Origin of the sequence: Gemmatimonas groenlandica (assembly GCF_013004105.1) — a bacterium.
Lineage (GTDB): Bacteria > Gemmatimonadota > Gemmatimonadetes > Gemmatimonadales > Gemmatimonadaceae > Gemmatimonas > Gemmatimonas groenlandica.
Genome location: NZ_CP053085.1, coordinates 3,030,640 through 3,057,354 on the forward strand (window position 1 = coordinate 3,030,640; position 26,715 = coordinate 3,057,354).

The following is a 26,715-nucleotide window of genomic DNA, read 5'->3' on the forward strand; positions in this document are numbered from 1 at the left end:
CGGCCCGCTGAATCCTGTCGATGGCGTGAGGTGTATACTCGTGTATGCCTCACGTTTTCTCTGTCTGGCCCTTCGTTCGACACACACTGTTCGCCGCCTCGCTGCTCGGCCCCTGTGCCGCGTGCGCGTCGGCGATTCCAGTGGGCACGCCGGCCACCCCCAATGGCGCGGCCCCGTCCAGTGGGCCGCCGTCGTCGCAGCAGTCGGCACTGCCATCGACGCAGCCACCGCTGCGCTGGCCCGTGCGCACGGCCGAGCACATCGATCTGTGGCTCCATGCGTTCGCGCTGATCAGTGAAGACACCAGCCGCGTGCGACTGTATCGGAACGGCTATCGCGATTCACTCGTCGTCGTGAAGAACCAGCGCAATGTGCTCACGAGTCTCGATGCCAATCGCTCGACACTCGCGAAGCGCTTGCCACTGACCGGCGGGTATCTCCAGGCGCAGTTTCTCCCGTTCGAGTTCGCGAACTGGGATGCCATGAAGTATGCGCTCGAGCGGTTCTTGCAATTCGAGGGCGATCCGCGGCGTGCCCCCGATCGCGAAACGCAAGCGCGCGTGGCGCTCATCGCGTCGATGTTTCCGACCGCGGCTGATCGCGAGTGGCTCCGCTTGTTCCTGGCCGGCGTGCTCGATGAACAGGAGCGATTCTTTAACGCCGAGCATTCGCGCGTGATTCGCACCCGGGCACCGGTGATCACGTCGGTGGATAGTCTGTGGCAGCAAGTGTATCGCGTGAAATTCGAGCGCTTTCTCAACAACACGTCGCAACGACAAGGTGATCTGGTCTTGTCGCTCCCCATCGGCGGCGAAGGTCGGACTGCGACCGGTCCGAACCGGCAGACGATGGTGGCGGTGCCCTTCCCCTCGCGCAGTGCCGATGCGGCGCAGGTGTTGTACGTGCTCGCGCACGAAATCACCGGTTCGCTGGTGGGGACGGTGGTCACCGACAACACCACGCCGGCGGAACAGCGCGCCGGCACGGCCGACCGCTATGTGTCGATGGGTCAGGTACAGGCCGGCGCGATGCTGCTGGCCGTGATCGCGCCGGAGCTTCGCGACGGCTATGTGCGCTATTACGTGGAACAGGCCAATATTCGCAGTTCGGGTGTGACGGCGTACAACGCACTCTTCGACTACGGCTTCGCCCTGCCGCCCGCCATTCGCGAGGCACTCCAGCGGCAGATCGACATCATCTTGAGCGGCATCTAGTGCTGACTACCGCGCTTCACGCGTCACCAATCCATGGCTGATATCCCGCGCACCGCGCTCGAGCGCGTGCTGGCCCGCGCCAGCGAACTGCAGACGACCACCTCCGAGGGCGTGGAGAGTGTGTCGGAGGAGCGTCTGCTCGAAATCGCCAAGGAGGTCGGGCTCGATCTGGCGCACGTGCGTCAGGCGATCGCCGAGGAACGGGCGCGCTTGCCAATGGCGGAGACCGAATCGGGAATGTTGCTCGATAGTCTTGGACCGGCGTCGCTGGGCGCGCAGCGCACCGTACCCGGCACGCCCGACGATATCCTACGTCGCCTCGACACCTGGATGCCGCGGATGGAGTCACTGTCCACGCGTCGTCGCCTCGGCGACCGGCAGAGTTGGGAGCCGCGTCGCGATCCGTTCGGCAATTTTCTCCGTTCGTTCGGCGTGGGCGGACGGCGGTTCGACCTCGTGCGCGTCGACCAGCTCACCGCCAGTGTCACGGCCATCGACGGGGCGCGCAGCGTGGTCCGTCTCGATGCCGATATCGCCGGCATGCGCCGTATGCAGCGCAATCAGGCCGTCGCGCTGGTCCTCGCTCTCGGCCTGCTGTACGCCGTCGTCGCGGTCCCGGTGCTCTTTCTGGTCAGCGCCGGCGCCGGCACGGGCATTCTCGCCGGACTCACCGCCTTCGTGGGCGGCGGCGGATTTCTCGGCTGGCGCGCGCTGCGTCGCGCCTACCGCAACGCGGTCGACCGCATGCATCTGCGCATCGAGCAGTTACTCGACGAACTGGAGCAGGATCGCATGAAGGAACCGCCCAACCTGCTACAAAAGGTCGTAACGCAGATTACGGCGCGGTAACCAGCTCGAGCACGAACGCGCGTCGGCGCACCCGCTCCACGAGCCAGCGCACACCCGCGTTGCTCATCACGAGCATCGAGCCGGTCATCAGCAACGACTTCACTTCGCGACGCGAGATCTTGACCGACCCGCCCGGCTTGAGCATGGCCGTGCTCTGCACGAGATCGCGCAGCGTGGCGTAGGCGAGCAGCAGCGGCAGAATGCAGAACAGGCGAATGGAAATCGCACGGCGCGGGATGAGCAGCAGATACATGCGCGCTTCTTCGAGATCGTGCCACGCCAGCTGAATGAGCTGCGTGAGCGCCTCGCGGTTCTTCGCGATGAGCTCCGGCGCCAGAATACTGCTCTGCGAGCTGCCGTGCGCGCGCAGCAGCTCCTCGGGCACGTACACCGAATTCTCCTTCTCGGCGTCGACGGCGACATCCTTCAGGATGTTCACGGTCTGCAGCGCCTCGGCGAATGCGCGGCACCGCTCGCGCAGAATGGCGTGGCGTTTGGTGCCGATGCTCGACGAGTGTTCGTGCCACAAGTCGGTCAGCATGTAGCCCACCGTGCCGGCGACATAGTAGCAGTACTCCTTGTACTCCTCGACGGTCTGAATGCGAATGCCGTCGGGATAGAGCAGCACGAACTTGCGCATGCCGATCGCCATCTCGGCCACCCACTTCTGCACCACTGCGCGCGTTTTCGGCGGCAGCACCGCAAAGTGTGCGAACACGAGGTCCGCGTTGAGCGTGAGCGACAGATGCGCTTCGTCGCCCACGAGCGGCTTCACACCCTGCAGAAACCGCTCGAGCGCGGCGGTATCGTTAAATGCCGCGAGGAAGTCGTCGAACAGCGCCGCCTTCACGTGCGGATCGACGGCCGGCGCGTCTTCGACGGTATCGGCAATGCGGCACAACAGATACGCATCGAGTACGGCCTGACCGAGCGCACCAGGCAGCACTTTGATGCCGAGCGCAAACGTGCGCGACACTGCCGGCAGGATGGCCTCACAGAAGCGGGCGGCATCGCGCTGAGACAGGGCGGCAGAGACGGCGATCGGCAGTGTCATGTCGTGCAAGATACGATGCGCGGCCGTCGTGCGTCACCAAGTCCGGACCGCGTGTTTGAGGAATGAACGGTCGGGGCCCAACTGGGCCTTGCCGCAGCCGCCGTACGGGCACGAGGTTCCAAGGGTGATCGAGTCGCCTCCCGATTTCCGTGGTGTGTTCCGCACCGATCTGCTCGCCCGGGCGATGTACGCCGAGGGCGCCGGGATCGCGCGGTGTGTGCCAGCGGGGGTGGCCGTTCCGGTCGACGCCGATGACGTGCCGGCTTTGATGCGCTGGGGCAAGCGCGAGGGCATCGCGTTGATGCCGCGCGGTTCGGGGAGCGGTATGGCCGCCGGGGCCGTGGGCCCTGGAGTGATCGTGGACCTGAGCCGACTGCGCCACCTCGGCCCGGTGGATGTGGATGAGCGCGTCATCCGTGTCGGCGCCGGTGCGACGCGAGGCGAGATCGACGATGCCGGGCGCCGCGTAGGCCTGCGCTTTCCGGTGGACCCGTCGAGCGGGGCGTTCTGCACGATCGGCGGCATGGTGGGTGCGAACGCGGCGGGAGCGCGCACGCTCAAGTTCGGCGCCACGCGCCCGTGGGTGCATGGCGTGCGCTGCGTATTCGACGACGGCACCGATGTGTGGGTGCGACGCGGCGAGCCGTGGCCGATCGGCGTGCCCGCCGTGCGGCGCGTGTCGGATGCGCTGTCGCAGATCAGTGCGCAACTCGGCAGTGAAATCCCGGCGTACGCGCTGACGCACGCCGGGGTTCGCAAGGAGTCGTCGGGGTACGCCATCGCCGATGCACTGCGCGCCGACGGACACCTGGTGGATCTGCTGGTCGGCAGTGAGGGGACGCTCGCCATCTTCACCGAAGTGGAGCTCTCGCTCATTCCGGCCGCGGGAGCAACGGCCACGATTCTGGCGATCTTCGACTCGCTGGAGGCGGCCACCGCCTGTGCGGTGGAGGCCCGCATCGATGGGGCGACCGCCTGCGAACTGCTCGATCGCACCTTTCTCGACGTGGCCGCGACCGATGGCCCGACGGGAATTCCGTCGGACGCCGAAGCGGTGCTGCTGATGGAAGTCGAAGGCGAATCCGCGGCAGAGGCATTGCACGCGATGACGCAGTTGGCCGCGCGCGCCACGCGACACGGTGCGAGTGACGTACACACGGCCGTCGACGCGGATAGCGAGCATCGATTGTGGGCGCTGCGTCACGCGGCGAGTCCGATTCTGTCACGACTCGCGCCGCGACTCCGGTCGATGCAGTTCATCGAAGACGGCTGCGTGCCCCCGGATCGCTTTCCCGACTACGTACGCGGCGTGCGCCGCGCGCTCGACCATTTCGACATGCCGGGCGTGATCTTCGGACACGCCGGCGACGCGCACGCGCACGTGAATCCTCTGGTGGACGTGACGCGCGCCGGATGGCGCGACCGGGTGCACGGCATTCTCGATCGCGTGTGCGAGCTCACGGCGGTGCTTGGCGGCACGTTGTCGGGCGAGCATGGCGACGGCCGACTGCGGGCACCGCTGATGGACCGCGTGTGGGGTCTCGAAGCGCGCGGCGCGTTCGCGCACGTGAAGGATGCGGCCGATCCGTCCGGGGTGCTGAACCCGGGCTGCAAGATTGCGCGCGAAGGCGACCGGGCGATCTCCACCCTGCGGCACGATCCGGACGCCCCGCCCCTCCCTCCGGCCGCGCGCGCAGCGCTCGACGACATCGAGCGGACACGAAGCTGGAATCGCTTCCGGTTGGACGGATTGGAAGGCTAGTCCCTGATGGGACGAAACGAAAGTACGGTTCTGGTCGTCTGCTGTAGACATTCATCATTACCTGTGCTTCATACATCACCGTCCTCTTCTCATCGCGGGTTCACGCTCGCCGAAGTCCTCATGGTCGTCGCGATCATGGGGACGCTGTTCGTGATCACCGCTCCGAAGATCACCGAGCTGAAGGCCCGCACGGCGCTTCGCGCGAGCCACGAAACGCTGGAATCGGCATTCGCGACGGCGCGCGCCTCTGCCATGCAGAAGGGCAAGCGGTCCACGCTCACGTTGAGTGGCAACACCGTTGGGGTGACCGTGTTGAGCGGACTGACGAATACGGCTACGCAGGTCGTGCGCCCCCTTCTCTTCGCCTCGACATTCGGCACCACCGTGGCCGCCATCGGCGCCGCGCCGACGACCATCGCCTTCGACGCCAGAGGTCTAGTGACTCCGGTGAGCGCGACGATCGCCAAGTATCAGATCACGCTCGGCAGCTTCGCCGATACCGTCTGCGTGAGTGGCGCCGGCGTCGTGCTCCGACGCGGATGCCGGCTATGACGCGCCGAGCACGGCGCGCGGCACGCGAACGGCGCGGCTCCTCGATTATCGAGGTGCTGATCGCCTTCGTGCTGCTGATGGTCGCGATCGGTGGACTGCTGTCGACGTCGAACGCCGTGGCCAAGCAAATGGGTGGCGGTCGTCGTCAGTCGATCGCGGCCGCGGTAGCGCAGTCGCGCCTGGATTCGCTGGCGAGTTTGTCGTGCACCAATCTGTCGCAGTCGGGCGTGGCGTCGGCCACGCGCACGACACGCGGCATCCAGGAATCCTGGGTCGTCACGCAGGGCGTAAATACGGCGACCGTCGTCGTCACGGTGACCATTCCCCGGCAGACAAAGCCCGTCACGTATACCACAATCGTGCCCTGCCGATGATGCGTTTGACCCGACCGCGACGCCGCGGATTCACGCTCATCGAATTGCTGATCACGATGACGATACTGGGGCTGCTCGGCACGATGGTGACGGCCGTGATGGTGGGACAACAGCGCTTCTTCCAGCGAACCACGCAGCAGATGGACGTGCGTCGCGAATTACGGACGGCGGTGAACGTGATGTCTGCCGAATTGCGCAGCGTGTCATCGGCGGCGGGTGATATCGTGGCGTTCGATCGCATGTCGATCACCTTTCGCGACGTGCTGGGTTCGTCGGTGGTGTGTGCCACACCGACCCGCGCACAGGTGGATCTCGTACCGACCACCGCATCGCGAATGCAACTATCGAACTTTGCGAGTGACCCGTCGGTCGGTGATACGGTGGTGGTGTTGCGCAACGATTCATCCGGCGTGGCCGGCGAATATTGGTCGGCGCACCGCATCACGAGCGTGTCGAGCAGCGCGGTGACGTGCCCGCTGTCGCCGTACGTCGATGCGCTGCTGGACGTCGGCAAGTCACGCCTGCGTCTCGGTGTGACGCCGAACCTGCCCGACTCCGTCGTGGCCGGCGCGCCGCTTCGCCTGTTGCGCACCACGCGGTACGCGCTGTCCACGCAGAGCTCCGGGGCCTGGTACCTCGGCCGCTCCGAGTATGCCGGTGGGGCATGGACAGCGGCCGTTCCTGTTGCGGGTCCTTTCCAGGCCGCTAATGCGTCGGGTGCTGGCGGTCTTGGTCTCGCGATGTACGACAGCGTGGGCGTGGCGGTGACGGCAATCGCCTCCAGCAACCGCATTGCCCGTATCGATGTCGTGGCGCGCGCCTCCGGCGAAAGCAGCTCCGGCAAGATGGGTTCGAGTTCCACGGCCATCACCGACTCGCTGCTGGTGAGCGTTGCCCTCCGGAATCGCCGATGAACGCCCCACGATTGGTCCGCGAGCGACGCGGCAGCGCCCTGATGTTCGTGATCATCGCCATGGTGCTGCTGGCGGTGCTGTCGCTCAGCGCGGTGATGGGCACCATGCATGAGTTCAAAGCGGGCCGGAACATGCTGTCGCAACAGCGCGCGCTGACGATCGCCGAGTATGGATTGAACGGTCAGCTGGCCAATTGGACGGCAGCACGGACGGCGCTCGCGGTCGGCGCCGTCGATTCCAGCAACGTGGTGGTCACCGCTGGCGATACGGCGAAGGTGGCGGTGATGCGCTTGAACGGCACGACGTTCTTGATCACGTCGCTTGGGCGGTCGAGTGTGGGGAATGGACAACTTGAATCGCAACGCCAGGTCTCGATGCTGGTGCGGATGTCGGGGCCGAGCATCCCGGCCGGAAGCGCCTTGACCAGTTTGGGGGAAGTCGAAACGCAGGGATCGGTCGCCATTACGGGGAAGAGCACCACACCGCCGGGCTGGTTGAGTTGTCCAACGTCGCGCGATACGTTCGCGATCAGTGCCCCGCCGGGCGTGAAGGTTGCCGTACAGAAGCCGGCCTCGCAGGCGGATGGCGGCGTGACGGCTGACAGTAAGCTGAGCGCGGCGAATGCGTTGACGACCTTCGGCACCGAGACATGGGCGTCGCTCGTGAGTCGCGCGAACATCACGTACACGAGCAAGTCGAACCCATCCCCGACCGGTACGATCACGACCTGTTCGTATGGCGCTACGAACTGGGGCGAACCATCACGCGGTGGCGGCTCGGTCATTGGTTGTCAGAACTACTTCCCGATCATCTACTCGCCCGGCGATCTCAAGCTGACGGGCGGCCGCGGGCAGGGGTTGCTGATCGTGGACGGTGGGTTGACGATCACGGGCAACTTCGAGTTCGTCGGCCTGATTTTGGTGCGCGACGCCGTCCAGATTGCGGGTACGCCGAAGATCTATGGAGCGCTGATGACGCGCAGCCAGGGCGGCTCGAAGACCGATCTGCAAGGCAACATGAGCCTGAGCTACTCGCCCTGCGCGATCAGCAAGGCAATGGGCGCGCAGGCCCTGCCTACCCGTTCCAAACACCGGTCGTGGGTCCAGCTCTTCTGATTGATCCGCTAAAATGGCGTGATAATGGCGTTATAATGGCGCAGTATTGGCGCAGTACTGTCAAATTTTTGGTGCTATTGCGTGTGCTTATTCGCTGAGCTCTGATCGGATCGCCGAGAGAATCGACAGCAACGATTCGCGCTGCTCCGACGTCAGCATCGCCATGGTGGCAAGATCGGCCGCGTCGATTTGCGCGTCGAGCATGGCCAGCAGCGCTTCTCCCGGCTTCGTGATCTTGCACAGCACCTGCCGACGGTCAGGACGGGAGCGATCCCGCGACACGAGCGACGCCTTTTCCAGCTTGTCGAGCAGGCGGGTCACGGTCGACCCTTCGTCGATCATGCGGTCCCGGATCGCCAAGGTGGGGAGCCCGTCCACGCCGGCGCCACGGAGGATGCGGAGCACGTTGTACTGCGCGAGGCTCAGGCCATGCGGCTCGACGACCCGTGCAAACCGTCGGCTCACGACCGACGCCGTCCGCATGAGGGCGATGGTTGCCTCCTGCGACTGGGAGCGGAAGGGTCGGGATTGTTGGATCTCTTCCTGCAGCGTGCGAGTCGACGTGCCTTCGGGCATGGGGAACGGCTTGGAGGATCGTGCGGGGCGGCGTATCGCCGCCGACGATATTGGCGATATTACGCTATTCCGGCACTGCCGCTAGCGCCTCATTCACCCGATTTCTCCGCCATGCCGCTCTCTGACGCCGCGATTCTCCGCGAGCCCAAGATCACCGTGCTCGCTCGTCCCCAGTTCGTCGAGGCCAGCCACCTGCCGGTGCAGTGGATCGGCGAATCCACCGACGGCGAGCGGCTCGCTGAATTTGCCGGCCGACTCTGCTACATGAGCCAGCGGAATCCGGCCGGCCGGACCACGCGGGATTATCTCGAGAACATCAAGAAGCAGGGCCACGGCAGCGTGCTCGAACATGCGAGCTACTCGATCCTCTTCGAGGGCGTGAGCCGGTCGCTCACGCACGAGTTGGTGCGCCACCGTGCGGGCTTCGCGTACTCCCAGCTGTCGCAGCGCTATGTCGATGAAAGCGACGCGCAGTTTGTCATGCCGCCGGCCATGATCGGTGACGAGCCACTCGAGCAGGCGTGGCGCGCGCAGGTTACCAGCGCGGTGGAGAGTTACATCTCGCTGGTCGAGTCGCTGATGACGCGGTACTCGTGGGTGGACGACAAGGTGCACCGCCGGAAAATGGCGCGCGAAGCGGCCCGCGGCGTGCTGCCGAACAGCACGGAAACCAAGATCGTGGTGACCGCGAACGCACGCGCCTGGCGCACGATGCTCGAACTGCGCTCGAGCGAAGGAGCCGAGCTCGAGATTCGTCGATTGGCGGTGATGGCACTGCGCGTGTTGCAGCAGGAAGCACCGGCATTCTTCAGCGACTTCGAGATCTACGAAGGCGCGGATCGGCGGGAAGCGGCGCGGATTTCGTACCACAAGGTGTAGCGGGCCGTGGGCCGTGGGCTATGTGCCCACGGCCCTGCGGCGGTCACGCCTCGACCGCTTCCCTCTCCTTCGCATACTCGGCGACAATCTTCTGCGTCGCTTCACTCGGCACCTGTTCGTAGCCGTTGAAGCGCCGCACGAATTGTCCGTGACCGTGCGTGAGCGAGAACAGTTGCGTGGCGTACAGATGCAGTTCTGACTGCGGTACGACGGCGCGCACGACACTGCGAGAGCCGGTCGAGTCGGTGCCGAGAATGTGGCCACGGCGGCCGGAGAGATCGCCGAGCACATCGCCCAGGAAACGATCGGGCACTGTGATCTCGAGGAGATCGAGCGGCTCGAGGAGCACCGGGCGGCATTTCGGGGCGACCGCTTTGAAGGCGAGAATACCCGCCATCTTGAAGGCCATTTCGTTCGAATCCACCGAGTGGGTGGAGCCGTCGTAGAGCTCGGCGCGGAAGTCCACGAGCGGGAAGCCACCGAGCACGCCTCGCGCCGCCGCTTCCTGCACGCCACGGTCGACCGCCGGGATGTACTTGGACGGAATGACGCCGCCAACGATGGCATCGTCGAACAGATAGCCTTCGCCGCGCGGCATCGGGCTCAGTCGCACCCAGCAGTCGCCGAATTGCCCACGGCCACCCGTCTGCTTCTTGTGCCGCCCCTGGCCTTCGGCCTTGGCACTGAGTGTTTCGCGGAACGCGATGCGCGGTTTTGCGAGTTCGGCCTGCACTCCGAATTTGCGTCGGAGCACGGCCATCGACACATCGAGGTGACGCTCGCCCATGCCACCGACGATCGTCTCGTGCGTCTCGGGATTATAGTGCACGCTGAAGGTCGGATCTTCGTCGTGCAGGCGATGCAGGCCAAGCTGCAGTTTCTCCTCGTCGCTGCGGACCGCGGCGCGTACCGCGAACTGTACAACCGGCTCGGGGAATTCGATCGCCGCCAGCCGAATCGGATGTTCGCGCGTCGAGAGCGTGTCATTGGTGTGCGTGTTGCGCAGTTTGGTTACGCAGCCGATGTCACCAGCGTGTAGCATGCCGACTTCCACGCGCTCGCGTCCGCAGGGAATCGAGAGATGCCCGAGCTTCTCGCCGACATCACGCGTGGCGTTATACACGTCCTGACCACTGCCGACGCGCCCGGAGAGCACACGGAAGTAGCTCACATCGCCAACGTGTGGCTCCGCCAGCGTCTTGAACACCAGCGCGGCGAACGGGCCGTCGTCTTTCGCATGCAGCTGAATTTTGTGATGCCCCTCGGCGCCGGTGAGCGCGTGGATCTCTTCCATCTCGTACGCATTGGGCATGAGCTGCACGAGTTCCGTGAGCAGCGCACGCACGCCGATCATGCTGTCGGCCGACGCGCAGAACAGCGGGAACAGGTCGAGGCGCGCCATGGCGTCCTTCATCCCGTGCAACGCGGTGTCGCGATCGATCTCACCACCGTCGAGGTAGCGCTCGAGCAACGCGTCGTCGGTGGCGCTGATGGCCTCGATGAGTTCCTGACGATAGCGCGCGAACCGCACGGCGCATTCCGCCGGCACATCGGCTTCCACGAACTCACCCTTGGCGCCGCTCGTGTACATGTACGCGCGCTGCGTGAACAGATTGATCACGCCGCGAAAATTGGCGCCGGTACCGATGGGGATTTCCACGGGCACCACTTTCGTGGTGAGACGCTCCTTGATCTGCGCATAGATGCGATCGAAATCCGCGAGCTCCTTGTCCATCATCGACACGACGAACAGCACGGGATCCTGCTTGGCCACCGCGGCGCTGAAAGCGCGCTCGGTACCGACTTCCACACCATTCACGCCACCAATGACGCAGAGGGCGCCGTCAGCGGCGGCGAGTCCAGCGAGGGCGTCACCCTGAAAGTCGAGGGAGCCCGGGGTATCGATGAAGTTGATCTTACTGTCCATCCATTCGGCGTAGGCGCAACCAAGGGAGATGGAATACCCCCGTTCGATTTCCTCCGGGAGATGGTCGGTGAGTGCAGTGCCGTCACGCACGTTGCCGTGGCGCTTGCCCGATCCTGCCGCGAAGCAGAGGGCGTCTACGAGGCTGGTTTTTCCACTACCGCCGTGGCCCACCACGGCGATGTTCCTGATGCCGGCGCTATCGTACTCCCGCATCGTCCCCTCCCACTCGTATCCGGACATCCGGCAACCCTCGCGAATCGAGGGTCGCCGGGCGGCGCGAGGGTTGGTCGACCGCAACAGAAAGCGTGCGGCGGGAGCGGGAGGGTAGCAAGAGAGCTCAGCCGGACGGCCGCGTCGGGGAAAGCCCTGCGTTCAACGGAGCCCGCCGAGGTCTTGGAAATACATACGGGCCGCGATCACCTGAGGTGTTCGCGGCCCGTGGTCGTGCGCAGACGAAGAAAGTGTGAACTCAGTCTCCCTCGACTTCGAAAGTGAAGGCATCAGCCTGCCGGATGGAGTCCAGCCAGCTTTCGACGCCGGCATCATCTTCCAGCGACTGCCCAGCTCCGCCGGACGCGACCACATTCGTGGACGCGAACGAAAAGCTCAGTGCCCGCTCGGTGCCTTCGGGCCAGTCTGGCATGGCCAGTCCAGCCGCGACGCGCCGCAGCGTCGACCCACACGCGCCGAGCAGCTCTGAGGCACGCGCCTCGAGTGTCAGCAACGGTATATCAAGATCCTGCGTGACCAACCGACCCGTCGTTCCATCCCGCCAGGCCGAATCACCGACCGCACCGCGGTCCGGCCATACACCGAGATGACGCACGACTCCGGTGTGTGCTTCCAATCGTTCACTCTCTACGGTGGCCGCGAGGGCCAGCGCCAGAGACTGCGCGTCGGCGACGCCGTACAGCGTGACTACTTCACGCCGCGAGCGAGTACCGAAGGGAAGCACGGGAATCGAATTCACGTGCGCAACTACCGGCGAATCGCTCGGACGCGCCTCGAGTCGTACGAGGACGTCCATGTTCCTGCCTCCTGTGAGAAAAGGGTAAGACCTGACAAGGCAACTCGTCGGGCACGTGCGCCGTCCACGTGAAAGACTGGCCACCCTGTGATGAGCAACACCAACCGCAATCCCAAGACCACGCGGCGTCAGTCGTATCCTTCGCCGATGGCGACCCAGACGCCGCCAAGCAGTGCGACCGCAACCGCGGCTCCAATGGCAACCACTCCGGGCAGCGTTCCCGTCACCGCGTAACCAATTCGTAACGTGGACGGCAGCACCCAGAGGGCCAATGCAGCATACCCTGCTGCGGCGAGCGCGGCAGCTGTTATGCGTGTAACACCGCGTAACGGAAGGACCAGCAATGCAAGGAGTACGCCCCAGCCCGTCGCGATGATCAAGTGATGCAGATACCCGAGAGCGACCGACGTCAGCGGCGCGGCCGAGGACGCCACGCCGAAACGCTCGAGCAGCCCGCGTCCGGCAAGCCGGAAGACCCGCCCAGCTTCGCCTTCTCGCCAGCCAAGGCCGAGCAGCGCCCCGCCGGTGGCAATCGCGGTGAGCGTGCCGGCGGCGAGCGCGGCGTCGATGAGTTGCGTGAAGCGGCCGTGCGCGTTGCCGTGAGCCATATTCGAAGAAAGATAAAGGGCGGCGCGGTTAACGATGCCGCGATCCTTCCGTCATAACGGAAGACTTCAGTCGAGGGTTCGCGCTTGTCGATTCTCCGCCCGTCTTTCCCCCCCGTGTTGGCGCTCTGTCTGGCCACACTGGGCTGCGCCACTACGGCGCCACAGTCTTCCGCCGGCTCCTCCGCGTCCGCGAACCGCGCCCCCGCCAGTTCCGCGGCGTCCGCGGCGCGCGAGCAGACGGCCGATCAGCAGGTGCATCATGTGCTCAATCGCCTGGCCTTCGGCGCCCGACCGGGCGACGTGGAGGCGGTACGGGCTATGGGCGTTGATGCCTGGATCGACCGTCAGCTGTATCCCGAGCGCATTCCGGACGCCGCCTCCGAGCAGTTCGTGGCCCGCTTTGCCTCGTTGGGCAAAACCGGTGAGCAGTTACTGGCCGACGCGCCACCGCCGGCCGCCATCCTGGCCCAGCTGCAGCGTCGCGGCGGCAACATGACCGCGGCCGATTCAGCCAAGCTGCGCGAACAGGGCCGGCAGTCGTACGCCTTTCTGGGTGAACTCGCCTCCAGCCGGGTGGCGCGCGCGGTAATCAGCGAGCGGCAGCTCAACGAGGTCATGGTCGATTTCTGGGAGAATCACTTCAACGTGTTCGCCGGCAAGGATCGCACGCGGTACTTCCTTCCCGAGTACGACGCCCAGACGATTCGCCCCCATGCCCTTGGCACCTTCCGCGAACTTCTGGGCGCGGTCGCCAAGAGCCCGGCGATGCTCTATTACCTCGACAACTGGCAGAGTGTCGCTGACAGCGGTCGCCCCACGCTGCGCGCCGCACAGCGCCCCGTGAATGCGCGCCAAGCCGCCCGTCGCGCGGCGGCGGTGCAGCAGCGCCTCGCGCAGAATCCGCAGGCACAGCAGTTGGCGCAGCAACTCGCGCAGCGTCGGCGTGGTTTGAACGAGAACTACGCGCGGGAACTGATGGAGCTGCACACGCTGGGCGTCGACGGCGGGTACACGCAGCAGGATGTGATCGAAGTGGCGCGCGCGCTCACCGGTTGGACGATCTCGCGCGGCGCACAGGGTGGCGGCTTCGCGTTTCGCGGAGAGGTGCACGACGCGAGCGCGAAGACGATCCTCGGCAAGTCGTTCGCCGCCAACAAGGGCGTGGAAGAGGGAGAGGCCGTGCTCGACTTGCTGGCGTCGCATCCGAGCACCGCGAAGTTCATCGCGACGAAGCTGGCGCGTCGGTTCGTGAGTGATACGCCGCCGGCGGCTTTGGTGGAGCGCGCGACTGCCACCTTCCGTCGCACGAATGGCGACATTCGCGCCGTCGTGCGCACGATCGTGACGAGCCCGGAGTTCTTCGCGTCGGCGAGCTATCGCGCCAAGGTGAAATCGCCATTCGAGCTGGTCGCCAGCACGATGCGGGCGATGAACGCGCAGCCCGATGCCACACCGCGCACGTCGCAGTTGGTGAGCCGCCTTGGCCAGCCGATTTTCGGTCACCAGGCGCCCAACGGATATCCTGAAACGGGCGACGCGTGGATGAACACGGGCGCGATTCTCAATCGCATCAACTTCGGACTCGCTGCCGCGTCGGGTCGCGTGCCGGGGATCAAACTGGCGGCGTGGCCACTCACGGCGGAGCTGGCGAAGACCTCGCGCGAAGCCCAAGTGGACGGGGTGATCAAGGAGCTGTTCGGCGGCGCCGTGAGCACCGACACTCGGCAGGTGCTGCTGACCGGCACCAACCCGTTTCTGCAACAGCACGGCGGGGCGAACGACTCGCTGCTGGTGGCCGACGATGATGCGGCCATGATGGGTGGCATGGCCAGCGGCATGGCCAGCGGCATGGCCAGCGGCGACATGACGGCGAGTGCGCGCAAGCAGGCCGCCAGTGAACGGAGGGCGGCACGGGCTCCCGTGGCACAGCAGCAACAGGCGGCTGGTCGCGAAGCAGTGCGACCGGAACGCGGCGGCACGCTCACACAATCGATCGGATCGTTGCCGCAACTCACAGGCTTCGTCCAGATCGTCGGCCTCGCGCTCGGGGCTCCTGAATTTCAACGCCGCTGAGCGAGGAATCGATCATGTCTTTCTTCAACAATCCCGTGAATCGCCGGGTGTTTCTCAAGGGTGGCGCGCTGTCGCTGGTCACGCTGGGTCTCTCGCCCAGCTTCCTGCGACGCACCGCTCTCGCGATGGAGCTGCCGCGCGCGGTGCGCGGCAAAACGCTGATCGTCCTGTTTCAGCGCGGCGCGGCTGATGCGCTGAATGTGCTGGTGCCGTTCGGCGACAAGAACTATTACGCGGCGCGGCCGCAGCTCGCGATCGCCACACCCGCCCGCGTGGGTGGCTCGGCGAATGCCGCGGGGGCGATCGACCTCGATGGATTCTACGGATTGCATCCGTCCCTCGCGTCGTTCAAGCCGATGTGGGATCGCGGGATGCTGTCGCCGATTCATGCGGTGGGCAGTCCGAGTGCGACGCGGTCGCACTTCGACGCGCAGGACTACATGGAAACCGGCACGCCCGATCGTAAGGGCACGACCGACGGGTGGCTCAATCGCTATCTCGCGGTGCAAGGCACGTGCGAGGCGTCGTCGTGCACCCCCGGCTCCGCCCCCGGCTCCGCTTCCGCGCCGTTCCGCGCGGTCGCGATGACGGCGCAGACGCCGCGCATCCTGGAAGGCGCGAGCCCGGTCGTCGCGATGAACTCCATCGACGAATTCTCGATTCGCACCAACGGCGGTGAAGCCCAGCGTCGCATCGAGGCGTTGTATCGCACGGGATCGTCAGACGTGGTGCACGGCAGCGGCAGCGACATGTTCGAGGCCCTCAAGGTGCTGCGCGCCGCCAATCCGCAGCAGTATCGTCCGGCGGCCGGCGTGGAGTATCCGCGCTCACAGTTCGGACAACGTCTCTTGCAGATCGCGCAGCTGATCAAGTCGGGGGTGGGGCTCGAAGTCGCCTTCGCCGACGTGGGCGGCTGGGATACGCATGTTAATCAGGGCGGTGCCCAGGGGCAGCTGGCCGGGCGTCTTGGCGACTTCTCGCAGAGTATCGCCGCGCTGGTCGCCGACCTCGGCGACCGGATGGACGACGTGGTGATTCTCACCTGCTCGGAGTTTGGCCGCACGGTGCGCCAGAACGGTACGGGCGGCACCGATCACGGACACGCAGGCGCGATGTTCGTGATCGGCGGATCGTTGCGGGCACCCAAGAAAGTGCACGGCCGGTGGCCGGGGCTCGCGCCGGAACAGCTCTACGAAGGACGCGACCTCGCCCTCACCACCGACTTCCGTGCGGTGTTCAGCGAGCTCGCGTCGAAGCATCTCGGCGCGGCGCAACTGCCGAAAATCTTCCCCGGCTATGGCGGCTTCGAGAAGGAGTGGCTAGGGGTGTTGTAAGGTGCCGGCGGTCTTCGTTAGCTCTGCGGGTGCACCTTGTACCGCCCCTCCCCCCCCGGCTTAGCGAGAAAATCCTTGATATCGCGGTCGACCCACGCGTCGGTCGTGCGGTCGTACATGGTCACCACGGTTTCGGGGTGCAGCGCCTCCGTCATCAGTCGAACGGATTGCGTGAAGACGGCGAGATCGGGGCGATAATGACCGCTGTTCGCGCTGACCTTGAGCAATTTGCCGTCTTCCACGATCCATTCGCCGGCTCCGAGGACCGACTTGCCTTCGTTGAATGAACTGTGGTGCAGCTTTCCACCCTTGCAAACGTGGGAGTAAAAGCGCGCCCGATTTTCCAGCTTGTCCGGCGCGATCACCCAGATCAGTGACTTCGTCTTCCATCCGCCCACTGCGGCAAAGGTGCCATCCTCCTTTCGCAACTTGGCACCGGTCGCGCCGAAAGGCTTTCCCCAATTGGCCATCGACAGCTTCCACGTCTTGCCAAAGATACCTTCGGTCTTCTTGGCGTTTTCGCGAACACTCTCCGTGTCGAACACGATGTCATCGATGGCGTACAGGATCCGCGCGCCCATCTTCACCTCGTATCGTTTACGCGCTTCGCGATCGAGGTACCGTACGCCCTTTTCTCCCTTGAGCGATCCGCCGGCACCCGGCAGTCGATGCTCGATCCGGTTCTTGGCGTCCTGCATCGGTCGGACGAGCATCTCCGGAAACGCCGCCTTCTGTTTGTTGGCGGCGCTGTAAACCAGCGGGACTTTCCGTATCTTCGGCGCAACCACATCGTGCCGCGACGTACTTATCGGCCGACCTGCGAAGAGTTCCTCCACGTCATCCTCGACGCCTCCTTCGTCGTCATCGCTGACGCCGCCTTCGTCGTCAGCGCTGACACCTCCGTCGCTGTTTCCGAGACGTCCTGAGAGGGGTGAGTGCATCGTCGTTGACGTAGGCGTGAGAGTGGGCGGTGGCAGAAGACCACCGAATCCAGGAGACGCTACGGTCGCACGAATCCTTACGCAAGGACATCGGCGGCCACCCCGGACTCAGTCGCGCCCGCGGGGTGGGCGCGGCGGCACTGGCGGTTGCGGAGCGGACTGCATCTCACGCCGCATCCGCTCCGCTTCACGTCGCGCCTCGCGCGCCGCTTCGCGCTGTGCCTTGCGCAACTCCACCATGATGCGGTCGGCGGCCGCGCGTGCCTTACCGTTGCCGCCTACCGCTTCGAGCACGCCGCTCACGGCCTCAGCGATCTGCGCCGGATCGATCTCCCCCGGCGCTCCACCCGTGCTGTCATGCCAGTCAGGCGGCTCGGCATCACGCATGGCGAGATAGGGATCGTTCTCGCACGATTCCTTGGGCGCGCTGCCGCGCACGAAGAACTCGCGACGCGATGGGCCGCACCAATCGCTGGCCAGCTTGCCGGTGCCGATGTCGATCTGCTTCGTCTCGATACCGCCCGGCTGCATCCACGCGCTGTCTTCCTCCGGGCTGTGCCAGCCGTCGCGCAGGAAGCGCGCCCACACCGGCGCGGCCAGACGACCACCCGAGGCGTTCCAGCCCAGTGGCTGCGGGTCATCGGCGCCGAACCACACACTCGCCACCAGGGTGGGCGTGTATCCGACGAACCAGACGTCGGTGCCGTCGTTGGTGGTGCCGGTCTTGCCCGCGACCGGCCCACGAATGCCGGCGTCACGCACCGGACGACCGGTGCCGCGATCGACGACGCCCTGCAGCAGCGACGTGATGAGAAACGCGTCGGTTACTTCGAGCACCTTGACGCCGGCCGTGCGCGGATGACTCCAGATCACACGTCCGAACTGATCTTCGACGCGCTCCACGAGAAATGGACTCACGCGCGTACCGCCGTTGCCGAATGGCGCATACGCGGCGGTGAGTTCGAGCGGTGTCACAGCCCCGGCGCCGAGCGCGAGCGCGGGCACGATAGGCAGTTCGCTCACAATGCCTTGCGCATGCGCGAGATCCGCAATGCGCTGCACACTCAACTTGCTGCTCAGGCGTACGGTGGCGGCGTTCGCTGAACGCGCCAGCGCGTCACGCATCGTAATGTGTCCCGCGTAGTTGTCACCGTAGTTGGCGGGCGTCCATGTGGTACGACCGATGTCGATCTCGACCGGTTCGTCTTCGAGCATGGTGGCGGCGGTGAAGCCCTGACGCAGCGCTTCGGCGTACACGAACGGCTTGAACGTGCTGCCCGGCTGCCGCTTGGCGCGTAGGGCGCGATTGAAGCCCTTGCGCTCGATGCGTCGGCCACCGACGATCGCACGCAAGGCGCCGGTCGCGGGATCGAGAGCGACCAAAGCGCCTTGCGTGCGCGAACCGGCGCTGCTCACGGCGAAGCCGCCGTAGGCGCGCTCCTGGTCGATTTGCCACGCACCCGCCGCAATCGCGCGTTCGCCGGCTATCTGCGCACGTCGGTCGATCGTGCTCCACACGCGCAGTTGCGCATCGTTGAGCGCCTTGGGGATCACACCGGCTTTGCGCAACGAGTCGAGGGTGACGCGCACCGCTTCGACGGCCCACGAATCGACCGCCCGTGCCGGCGCCCATTCCGCACGCGAGAGCTTGAGCGGCTTGCTGCGCACGGCCTGAATGGTGGCGCTGTCGGCCACGCCCTCGCGCAGCAGTACATCGAACACGACGGCGCGACGCGCCAGCGCGCGCGATTTGTCGCGGCGCGGCGAGTACGACGATGGCGCCTTGGGCAGACCGGCCAGCATCGCGGCTTCGCCGAGCGAGATATTGGCGACCGACTTCCCGAAGAGATCGCGGCTTGCCCCCTCGACGCCGTACACTCCATTGCCGAGGTAGATCGCGTTGAGATAGCGCTCGAGGATGTCTTGCTTGGAGAGCGACGCCTCGAGCAGCGTGGCATAGCGCCATTCGAGGAGCTTGCGACCGAAGGTCCGCTCGGTGGCCCGGTTCCCGAGGAATACGTTGCGGGCGAGTTGCATCGTGATGGTGCTGGCACCTTCGCGCACGCTGCCGGCGGCAAGATTGGCAACCGTTGCGCGACCGACCCCGTACCAGTCGACACCATGATGGGCGTGAAAGCGCCGATCTTCGACGGCAATGAAGGCCGCTTGCACCTGCGCCGGGACTCGGCTCAGTGGAACGTTGGTACGATTCACGGGTGAGAGCGCACTCACGAACGCGCTGTCGCGTGCCAGCAGGGCACCACCCTCGGTGGGCTTCCAGGCGCGCAGTTGAGCGGGCGTGGGGCATCCTTGCCACCCACACGACCACCACCACGATGCCGTGGTAAGCGTACCCGCAACGGCGAGAGCCCCAGCATAGAGCAGGGGCTTGACCAGCCGTGTGCGCCACGACACGGCCGGTAGCGCGGCTGCTGTCGCGGCCGACGTCGGCGTGTTGTTAGCTTCAGCCTCCATCACACTCCTCAGCGATCATGGCACGTCAGGAACTTCTTATCCGCTACTGCACTGTCCGCACCACGCCGCGCCTGTCGATCCTCCGAAAGACAGCTGGAACGGCGATCTTGGTTGCTTCCGCCCTGGTTTCGACCACGGCGCAGGCGCACCCGCGTGCAATCGTACGGCACGAGCGCCCGGAAAGTGCCAAGGCTCAGCCTGGTGCGCCGAAAAAGGCCCAGCCGTCCAAGGCACCAGCAGCCACGCCGACGGGTCCACGCGTCCCCAACGAGCTGGGGCGCATGCCGATCGTGGAATGGCACCAGGTCGTCGCGGCCGACGGCACCTACAAAGTGTCGCGCGAGCGGTTTCGCGCCGAGCTGCTCGAGCTGCATTCGCGCGGGTACGTGCCGGTGAATCTGTCGGAGATGCTCGACAAAACGATGGATGTGCCGACCGGAAAGACACCGGTGCTGTTCACCTTCGACGACGCGTCACCGAGCCAGTTCCGGTACATCGAGCGCAACGGATCGCTGGTGGTGGATCCCACGAGTGCCGTCGGTATGCTGCTCGATTTCATCAAGACGCACCCCGACTGGAAGGCGAAGGGCTTGTTTTGCATGTTGCCGGCGGCCGAGGCCGGCCACGCCTTCTTTGGTGACAAGGGCATCGACGGTCAGAAAACCGAGTGGCGCTTGAAGAAGGTGCAGTTCCTGGCCCAGCAGGGCTTCGAGCTGTGCAACCACACGCTGTGGCACGCGAAGCTCAGCAAGTATTCCGACGCCGTGGTGCAAGAGCAGCTGGCCCGCGGCGCGATGGCGATCGACTCGGCCGTGCCAGGCTACAAGGTGCGCGGGTTTGCCCTGCCCTACGGCCTGTGGCCAAAGAACCGCGCGCTCGCGTTCAACGGCTCGTGGTACGACAAGAAGAGCAAGCGCGACGTGCGCTACCACCACGAAGCCGTGTTTGAAGTGGCCGGTGGCCCCGCGCGCAGTCCGTTCGATCCGGAGTTCAATCCGAAATCACTGCCCCGGGTGCCGCTGCAGGGCGGCACCAAGCTGTCGGCCACACTCGACCAGATGGACAAGCCCGGTAAGTGGGCGCGCTACGTGTCCGACGGCAATCCCAAGACGGTCGCCAAGCCGTAGCGCGCTAGCACCTGGTCAGCCGCGCATCTTCTCGGCTTCATCCCAGCGATCGACAGCGCGGCGCAGATGCGGGATCACGATGCTGCCACCGACGATGAGACCGATGCTCATCGTCTCGAAGACTTCGTCGCGACTGACGCCTTCCTCGGCGCAGCGCACGATGTGGTACGTGATGCAGTCGTCACAGCGCAGCACGAGCGAGGCCACGAGACCGAGTAGCTCCTTCGTCTTCACGCTCAACGTACCGCCTTCGTAGGCGCGACCGTCGAGATTGAAGAAGCGATTAATGACGAGATTGTTCTCGCCGAGAATGCGCGTGTTCATGCGCTCGCGGAACAGGCGAAACTCGGCCAGCGCGTCACTCTCGACGTTCTCGCTGGCGTGATCGTGCGGCGGAGTGCTGGGCGTCGGCGCGTCGGTCACAGCGAATAGTTGCGAAGGGTGTTGAGCGCGGTTTCCAACGCAGCGCGCTGCTGCTCGGTGGGCGAATTGGCCCACAGTTCTTCGTACGCGGAAATAGCGAGAGCGAGCGCTTCCTTGTCGTGCTCGGCGGCGGCGAGCGAACTGGCGTTGTCCGCCAACGCAGCCTTCGCGAGCTGGTCTTCAGGGAAACGTTGCGTCACCTGCAGCCAGCGGATCGTACGATCGCGCTGATTCGATTCGGTAAGGGCCCACATGTGCCAGGCTCCGCGATTCTGCGGGTCGGACGCCAGCGCGCGGCTGGCGAGCTCGCCCACGACTTCTGGCCCACGACCGGAGAGCCAGTAGGCGTTGGCCAAAATGACGAGAGCGCGGGCGTTGGTCGGCTGTTCGTCTACGACGCGCTCATAGAGCGGGCCGGCGACTTCGGGCATATGGAGCCACGGTTCGGCGGCGGCCACGAGGGCGTCGGGCGTCACCGTGGCGCGGAGCGTGTGCAGACGCTCCATCAGGGCGCCGACGTTTCCGGACGCTTCATAGGCGCCCACCGCATCGGCGAGGGCGGCCGGGAGGTCGAGAGGAGGTGCGATCATGGACGAAAAGTAGACGGGTCCGGTGATCTGGTCAGGTCACAGCCACGATTCGTGGGTTGCGCGATTGGGGAAGGATCGTAATACTCATGGTGTCGCGCGACGCTTTCCGAAGTGCGCGTGACGAGCCCACCGACATCGGCTGGCTGCTCCCGGGTCCCAGACCCCGCGGTACCGGAAGGCAAATACGGCTCTTCCGGAAAGTGCGACGGCACGACTCTACCCGTCCAAAGCGACCCGCAATATCCGCGCTCTCCGCGCATCTCGAGCCCGACATGGGCATCGAACATCCGGCCTGTTGCATCGCATGTCTTCATGCCTGCGGCGGCGTCGCGCTCCCTTCCAGATCGGAACGGAGCCCACTGTACCACTTGCAGTTTTCGAATGACCGAACGCAAACGCCCCATTCGCCGCAGCCGCACCAGTGCCGCGCCGTCCCCCGATTCCGGTGGGGACGACAATCCGTATCTCGATGCACCGTCGGCGCCCGCGCCGAGGGATGCCGTGCCGCCGCCGACGGCTGCCGCGCCTGACGAGGCGCCCCGACCGCGCCGTGGTCGCCCACCGCGTCGCCCTGCGGCTGAAGCCGTCGGTGACGCGCCATCCAGCGTCGAACGGGAAGCGCCGCCCGCTCCGCCTGCCCCTCGCGCCGAGTCGCGCCCGGAGCCACGCGAGCCACGTATAGAACTCCGTCCTGAGCCGCGGTCCGCGCCTCGTCCGGAGCCCCTGTCCCCGCCCTCCTTCTTCGATCCAGCGGCCGAGCGGCCTCGCCTGGACAGCGCCGATCGATATGATCGCGCCTTCGATCGCCCCGCCAATCCGCCCGCCAGCAGCGCGAATAGCGCGAGCAGCGTCGAGCGCCCCGATTCGCGCCCCGACCGCCCGTTCGGCGATCGCCCCGAGCGACCGGATCGCCCCGACCGCGGCGGCCGTCAGCGTGACCGTGGACGTCATCGCAACGAGCGTGGCGATCGTGGACCGCGCGGCGAACGGCCCGATGTTGCCGGCGGTGCGCCCGCCGGAGGACAGGCGGCCCCGCAAGACCGACCGGACCGTGGTCCCGATCGCGGTCCCGATCGCGGTCCCGATCGTGGCGGTGACCGCGGCGAGCGGAACGGCCCGGATCGCGGCGGAGATGCGGCCTTCCGTCGCAACGGACGCCGTGGACGCAATCGTTTCCGTCGCGGAGGGGCCCCCGGTGAGGGGCGTCCGCCGCAGGGCGTCGATGGAGGCGTGGAACGCGCGCCGTCCGTACCGTCCACGCCGACGGTGGTGGAAGGCACGATGTCCGGCTGGTTTGACCCGTCGCGCGACGGCGGCTTCCTCCGTCGGGCAATCAACAGCTACCTGCCCGAACCCACCGATCCGTTCGTACCGCCGGCGTTGGTGCGTCTGCACCAGCTCCGCCGCGGCGACAAGCTCGATGCCACGTTCGGTCGCGACCCGCGCGGTCGTCAGGTCATCATCGAAGTACAGCAACTCAACGACGGCTCACCCGTCGTGCTCGAGAAGCGCTCCGACTTCAACACGCTCACGGCCAGCTATCCCGACCGGAAGCTGACGCTGGAAACGGGTCGTCCGGCCAAGACCGGCCCCGAACTCACGCGGCGCGCGATCGACCTGATTGCCCCGATCGGGTACGGCCAGCGAGCGCTCATCGTGGCCCCGGCCCGCGCCGGTAAGACCACGCTGCTGCAGGCGATCGTCGAAGGAGTGGCGATCAATCATCCCGAAGCGGCGTTGCTCGTGCTGCTCGTCGACGAGCGTCCTGAAGAAGTGAGCGAGATGATCACTTGGGGTTACGGCGAAGTCGTGGCCTCCAGCTTCGACATGCCGCCCAAGCGACACGTGGAAGTGGCCGAGATGACGCTCGAGCGCGCTCGCCGCATGGTCGAACAGGGCAAGGATGTCGTGATCGTGCTCGACTCGATCACCCGCCTCGCCCGTGCCTACAACACGGTGGAGCGTGGCACTGGCCGCACGATGTCCGGTGGACTCGACAGCAATGCCATGCAGAAGCCGAAGGCGTTCTTCGGGTCGGCCCGCATGATCGCGCCGCAGCACGGCGGTGGCTCCCTCACGATCATTTCCACCGCGCTGGTCGAAACTGGCTCGCGCATGGACGACGTGATCTTCGAGGAGTTCAAGGGCACCGGCAACTGCGAGATCAAGCTCGATCGATCGCTCGCCGACCGTCGCATTTTCCCGGCGTTCGATATCGGCACCAGCGGCACCCGCCGTGAAGAGAAGCTCTATCGCCCCGATCAGCTCGAGAAGGTGCACCTGCTGCGTCGCGGGTTGCACCAGCTTCCGCCGCAAGCGGGCATGGAGTGGCTCATCAAGCGTATCGCCGCCACCACGAACAACGATTCGCTGCTCGACGGACTCTGAGACAACGATGGACCAGTGCGCAACGCGGGGCGACGGGAGCATTCGTCGCCCCGCGTTACGTTGTGCGGCGGCGACACGGGGACGCGGAGAAAACGGGACGAAGCGTCGACCGCTCGCCCCAGTCTACGCGAGTGGCGTGACAGTTGTGCCGGGAGTGTGACGATTCGAATGGATTGTTCAAGTGCTGTCAGGGAAAACCCGATACCCCTAGACGAGACGTGCCCGGGCGACGAAGTCCGAGCCGGCAGCCTTCCGTGTAGCTCCTCGAAATTCCCCAAATGTTTCGCACTCTGTCACTCCGGGCCAAGATCCTTGCCCTCCCCGTCGTTGCGGCCGTCGGCTTTCTGACGACGCTGGGCACCACGTTCGTGCTCGGCAGCCGGTCACAGGCGCAGCTCGAGCGTCTTGAGCTGCAGGAATCTCCAGCCTTCGAGACGAGCCAGAAGCTCCAGTCGCAGCTCGAGATCTATCAGCGTGCGCTTCGCGACGCGGTGGGTGCCAGCGACACCGGTGCCGTGGTCACGGCCGATAGCATCGCCAAGACGTTCGCGACGCTGGCCGACTCGCTCGCCCACAACAAGAGCGTCGATTCGGCCGCCGTGCTCGCCCTGAGCGCCGAATTCAAAGCCTACGCAGCGCAAGCGCGTGCGACGAGCATGGGGATGATCTCCGGCTCCATGGAAGACATGATGGGCGGGATGCAGGGCGTGAAGACCAAGTACTCCGCGCTCTCGAAGTCCTTGCAGGCGCAGACCGCCGAACGGCAAGCGGCGATCGCCGCCGCGTTCGGGACGGCCCGCACGTTGCAATCGACGACGCGCTTGGTGACGAGTGTGGTGCTCATCATCGCGCTCGTCGCACTGGCACTGCTGGCGGTGGGCACGCTGCGCAGCATCATCGGTGCGATGCAGAAGCTGTCGACGGCCGCCACCGAGATCGCACGCGGTAAGGTGGAGCAGCAGATCGACATCACCTCGAATGACGAAATCGGCGCACTCGCCGGCGCGTTCCGCGAGATGCTGGACTACATCGGTGGCGTGGCACGGGCGGCGGATCGCCTGGCTGCCGGCGACTTGACGTCGAAGGTAGAGGTGCGCTCGGAGCATGACGTGCTCTCGAAGAGCATCAACGGCGCCGCCGAGACCCTGCAGGGCATCGTCGGCGAGATCAACGGCGTGATCGAAGCGGCCAAGCACGGCGATCTCGCCAAGCGTGGCAATCCCGAGCAGTTCCGTGGCGCGTATCAGCAGCTGATCTCCGGTACGAACGAGATGCTGGACTCTGTGGTTGAGCCGATCAGCGAAGCGAAGGATGTGTTGGCGCGAGTCGCCGCCCGTGACCTCTCGGCGCGCGTGACCGGCGAGTATGTCGGTGAGCATGCCGCCATCAAGGATTCGCTCAACACGGCGCTCGAGAACATCGCAGAAGTGTTCGCCTCGCTCACCACGGCGATCAGCCAGGTGAACTCGGCGGCCCGCGAAATCGGTGAAGGCAGCCAGGAACTGGCGAGCGGCGCCGCCGATCAGGCGGGTGCGATCGACCAGGTTTCGAACCGCATCAAGGTGGTGGACGACCGCACGAAGGCGAACGTGGCCGACGCCAACGAAGCACGGGCCGCGATGGAACGTGCGAATGTGGATACGGAGCAGGGCGTGGAGCGCATGACGGCGCTGGCGGAAGCGGTGGCCGAGATCAAGCGGTCGGCCGACTCCACGGCGAAGATCGTGAAGACGATCGACGAGATCGCGTTCCAGACGAATCTCCTCGCGTTGAACGCCGCCGTGGAAGCGGCGCGTGCCGGCGACGCGGGCAAGGGCTTCGCGGTCGTCGCCGACGAAGTACGCAGCCTGGCCATCCGCGCCTCGGAAGCGTCGCGGAACACGGCGACGCTGATCGAAGAGTCGGTGCAGAAGGCCGAGACGGGCGTGAAGCTGAACGAGAGCGTGACGCGTCGTCTGCATGAGATCCGGAGCGGTGTGCAGCGCGCGTCGGCCATCATGAACAACATCGCCGAGGGCGCCGCGGAGCAGCAGAAGGAGCTCGCCGAAGTTACGTCGTCGATGGATCAGATCGCCGGGCTCACGCAGCGCACCGCGGCGAACGCCGAGGAATCAGCGAGTGCCGCCGCCGAGCTGTCGGCGCAGGCCGCCGAAATGCAGGAGCTCGCGTCGCAGTTCGACGTGGGCGAGCGCGATCATCGTAGCGAGGCGGGGCAGTCGGTGACGTCAGCGTCCCGTCGTCAGGCCGCGTTGAACGGTTCGCCGGCCTTCTCGTCACCGCGTCCGGCGGCTCCGCGACCGCAGGCTGCCGCGTCGAAGTCGACCGCCAAGCCGGCTGCCAAGGCCGCCGCGCCGCGCTCGAAGCCCTCGACGCGTCCGGCCGCCAAGGGACTCGCCAAGGCCCGGTCGAACGGCGCACATGTCTCGGATGATGTCTTTCCGATGAGCGCCGCCGCGATGATTCCGTTCGATGATGACGACAATGGCTCGGACGACATCCTCGGCTCGTTCTAG

General features: G+C 65.7%; 23 protein-coding genes. 14 read left to right on the plus strand and 9 right to left on the minus strand.

All coding sequences use genetic code 11. The annotated features are described in order from the left end of the window. Positions 1 to 44 precede the first annotated feature (44 nt). Positions 45 to 1,214: a hypothetical protein gene (locus HKW67_RS12785; RefSeq protein ID WP_171225748.1), complete on the plus strand. Its 1,170-nt coding sequence runs from the start codon at positions 45 to 47 to the stop codon at positions 1,212 to 1,214. A 33-nt stretch (positions 1,215 to 1,247) separates the two neighbouring features. Then, entirely contained in the window at positions 1,248 to 2,063 is an 816-nt protein-coding gene (locus tag HKW67_RS12790; RefSeq protein ID WP_171225749.1) for a hypothetical protein, read from the plus strand. On the opposite strand, the gene HKW67_RS12795 is transcribed toward HKW67_RS12790, so the two are convergent. Next, positions 2,050 to 3,117, minus strand: coding sequence for a phytoene/squalene synthase family protein (locus HKW67_RS12795; RefSeq protein WP_171225750.1), 1,068 nt, complete (start codon positions 3,115 to 3,117; stop codon positions 2,050 to 2,052). The genes HKW67_RS12790 and HKW67_RS12795 overlap by 14 nt on opposite strands. A gap of 124 nt (positions 3,118 to 3,241) precedes the next feature. Between HKW67_RS12795 and HKW67_RS12800 the strand changes: the two genes are divergently transcribed. Genes HKW67_RS12800 through HKW67_RS12820 form a run of 5 tightly spaced genes read left to right on the plus strand, consistent with a single transcriptional unit; the run spans position 3,242 to position 7,834 of the window. Beyond that, positions 3,242 to 4,879, plus strand: coding sequence for an FAD-binding oxidoreductase (locus HKW67_RS12800; RefSeq protein ID WP_171225751.1), 1,638 nt, complete (start codon positions 3,242 to 3,244; stop codon positions 4,877 to 4,879). Positions 4,880 to 4,885: 6 nt separating this feature from the next. Next, positions 4,886 to 5,431 carry a GspH/FimT family pseudopilin gene (locus tag HKW67_RS12805; protein ID WP_230981015.1) on the plus strand — a complete coding sequence of 182 codons (546 nt, stop codon included), beginning with the start codon at positions 4,886 to 4,888 and terminating at the stop codon, positions 5,429 to 5,431. After that, positions 5,428 to 5,805: a type IV pilus modification PilV family protein gene (locus tag HKW67_RS12810; protein ID WP_171225753.1), complete on the plus strand. Its 378-nt coding sequence runs from the start codon at positions 5,428 to 5,430 to the stop codon at positions 5,803 to 5,805. Before HKW67_RS12805 ends, HKW67_RS12810 begins: the two co-directional genes overlap by 4 nt. Then, the gene (locus HKW67_RS12815) at positions 5,802 to 6,719 is read left to right on the plus strand and encodes a type II secretion system protein (RefSeq protein ID WP_171225754.1); all 918 of its coding nucleotides are present in this window, start codon (positions 5,802 to 5,804) and stop codon (positions 6,717 to 6,719) included. The genes HKW67_RS12810 and HKW67_RS12815 overlap by 4 nt, the downstream gene beginning before the upstream one ends. Next, positions 6,716 to 7,834 (plus strand): hypothetical protein, encoded by a 1,119-nt coding sequence (locus HKW67_RS12820; protein WP_171225755.1) that lies wholly within the window; start codon positions 6,716 to 6,718, stop codon positions 7,832 to 7,834. Before HKW67_RS12815 ends, HKW67_RS12820 begins: the two co-directional genes overlap by 4 nt. 87 nt (positions 7,835 to 7,921) lie before the next feature. Here HKW67_RS12820 and HKW67_RS12825 read toward each other — a convergent pair whose 3' ends face one another. Further along, positions 7,922 to 8,410, minus strand: coding sequence for a MarR family winged helix-turn-helix transcriptional regulator (locus HKW67_RS12825; protein WP_171225756.1), 489 nt, complete (start codon positions 8,408 to 8,410; stop codon positions 7,922 to 7,924). Between the two features lie 111 nt (positions 8,411 to 8,521). On the opposite strand from HKW67_RS12825, the gene thyX reads away from it, so the two are divergent. Beyond that, the gene (gene thyX, locus HKW67_RS12830) at positions 8,522 to 9,289 is read left to right on the plus strand and encodes an FAD-dependent thymidylate synthase (RefSeq protein ID WP_171225757.1); all 768 of its coding nucleotides are present in this window, start codon (positions 8,522 to 8,524) and stop codon (positions 9,287 to 9,289) included. A gap of 43 nt (positions 9,290 to 9,332) precedes the next feature. On the opposite strand, the gene HKW67_RS12835 is transcribed toward thyX, so the two are convergent. The 3 genes from HKW67_RS12835 to HKW67_RS12845 form a co-directional block, all read right to left on the minus strand. Beyond that, on the minus strand, positions 9,333 to 11,456 hold the full coding sequence (locus tag HKW67_RS12835; protein ID WP_171225758.1) for an elongation factor G: 2,124 nt from the start codon (positions 11,454 to 11,456) through the stop codon (positions 9,333 to 9,335). A gap of 229 nt (positions 11,457 to 11,685) precedes the next feature. Next, complete coding sequence (locus tag HKW67_RS12840) at positions 11,686 to 12,243, minus strand: hypothetical protein (RefSeq protein ID WP_171225759.1); 558 nt, start codon at positions 12,241 to 12,243, stop codon at positions 11,686 to 11,688. Between the two features lie 128 nt (positions 12,244 to 12,371). Then, positions 12,372 to 12,851, minus strand: a complete 480-nt coding sequence (locus tag HKW67_RS12845; RefSeq protein ID WP_171225760.1) for a hypothetical protein — start codon at positions 12,849 to 12,851, stop codon at positions 12,372 to 12,374. Between the two features lie 84 nt (positions 12,852 to 12,935). Between HKW67_RS12845 and HKW67_RS12850 the strand changes: the two genes are divergently transcribed. Both HKW67_RS12850 and HKW67_RS12855 read left to right on the plus strand, forming a co-directional pair. Beyond that, positions 12,936 to 14,924: a DUF1800 domain-containing protein gene (locus HKW67_RS12850; RefSeq protein WP_206044410.1), complete on the plus strand. Its 1,989-nt coding sequence runs from the start codon at positions 12,936 to 12,938 to the stop codon at positions 14,922 to 14,924. 14 nt (positions 14,925 to 14,938) lie between these two features. Beyond that, positions 14,939 to 16,258 carry a DUF1501 domain-containing protein gene (locus HKW67_RS12855; RefSeq protein ID WP_230981016.1) on the plus strand — a complete coding sequence of 440 codons (1,320 nt, stop codon included), beginning with the start codon at positions 14,939 to 14,941 and terminating at the stop codon, positions 16,256 to 16,258. 17 nt (positions 16,259 to 16,275) lie between these two features. Here the strand turns inward: HKW67_RS12855 and HKW67_RS12860 are convergent, their stop codons facing one another. Then, the gene (locus HKW67_RS12860) at positions 16,276 to 16,839 is read right to left on the minus strand and encodes a hypothetical protein (RefSeq protein ID WP_171225762.1); all 564 of its coding nucleotides are present in this window, start codon (positions 16,837 to 16,839) and stop codon (positions 16,276 to 16,278) included. Between the two features lie 87 nt (positions 16,840 to 16,926). On the opposite strand from HKW67_RS12860, the gene HKW67_RS12865 reads away from it, so the two are divergent. Then, complete coding sequence (locus HKW67_RS12865) at positions 16,927 to 17,184, plus strand: hypothetical protein (protein WP_171225763.1); 258 nt, start codon at positions 16,927 to 16,929, stop codon at positions 17,182 to 17,184. A gap of 123 nt (positions 17,185 to 17,307) precedes the next feature. Here HKW67_RS12865 and HKW67_RS12870 read toward each other — a convergent pair whose 3' ends face one another. Then, positions 17,308 to 19,674 (minus strand): penicillin-binding protein 1A, encoded by a 2,367-nt coding sequence (locus HKW67_RS12870; protein ID WP_171225764.1) that lies wholly within the window; start codon positions 19,672 to 19,674, stop codon positions 17,308 to 17,310. A 281-nt stretch (positions 19,675 to 19,955) separates the two neighbouring features. Between HKW67_RS12870 and HKW67_RS12875 the strand changes: the two genes are divergently transcribed. Then, positions 19,956 to 20,801, plus strand: a complete 846-nt coding sequence (locus HKW67_RS12875; protein WP_171225765.1) for a polysaccharide deacetylase family protein — start codon at positions 19,956 to 19,958, stop codon at positions 20,799 to 20,801. Positions 20,802 to 20,816: 15 nt separating this feature from the next. Here the strand turns inward: HKW67_RS12875 and HKW67_RS12880 are convergent, their stop codons facing one another. Next, positions 20,817 to 21,125: a carboxymuconolactone decarboxylase family protein gene (locus tag HKW67_RS12880; RefSeq protein WP_171227658.1), complete on the minus strand. Its 309-nt coding sequence runs from the start codon at positions 21,123 to 21,125 to the stop codon at positions 20,817 to 20,819. A gap of 95 nt (positions 21,126 to 21,220) precedes the next feature. Then, positions 21,221 to 21,814: a tetratricopeptide repeat protein gene (locus HKW67_RS12885; protein ID WP_171225766.1), complete on the minus strand. Its 594-nt coding sequence runs from the start codon at positions 21,812 to 21,814 to the stop codon at positions 21,221 to 21,223. 381 nt (positions 21,815 to 22,195) lie between these two features. Here HKW67_RS12885 and rho point away from each other — a divergent pair, with 381 nt between their 5' ends. Together rho and HKW67_RS12895 are read left to right on the plus strand one after the other, a co-directional pair. Beyond that, positions 22,196 to 24,202: a transcription termination factor Rho gene (rho, locus tag HKW67_RS12890; protein WP_171225767.1), complete on the plus strand. Its 2,007-nt coding sequence runs from the start codon at positions 22,196 to 22,198 to the stop codon at positions 24,200 to 24,202. A gap of 278 nt (positions 24,203 to 24,480) precedes the next feature. Then, positions 24,481 to 26,715, plus strand: a complete 2,235-nt coding sequence (locus HKW67_RS12895; protein ID WP_171225768.1) for a methyl-accepting chemotaxis protein — start codon at positions 24,481 to 24,483, stop codon at positions 26,713 to 26,715.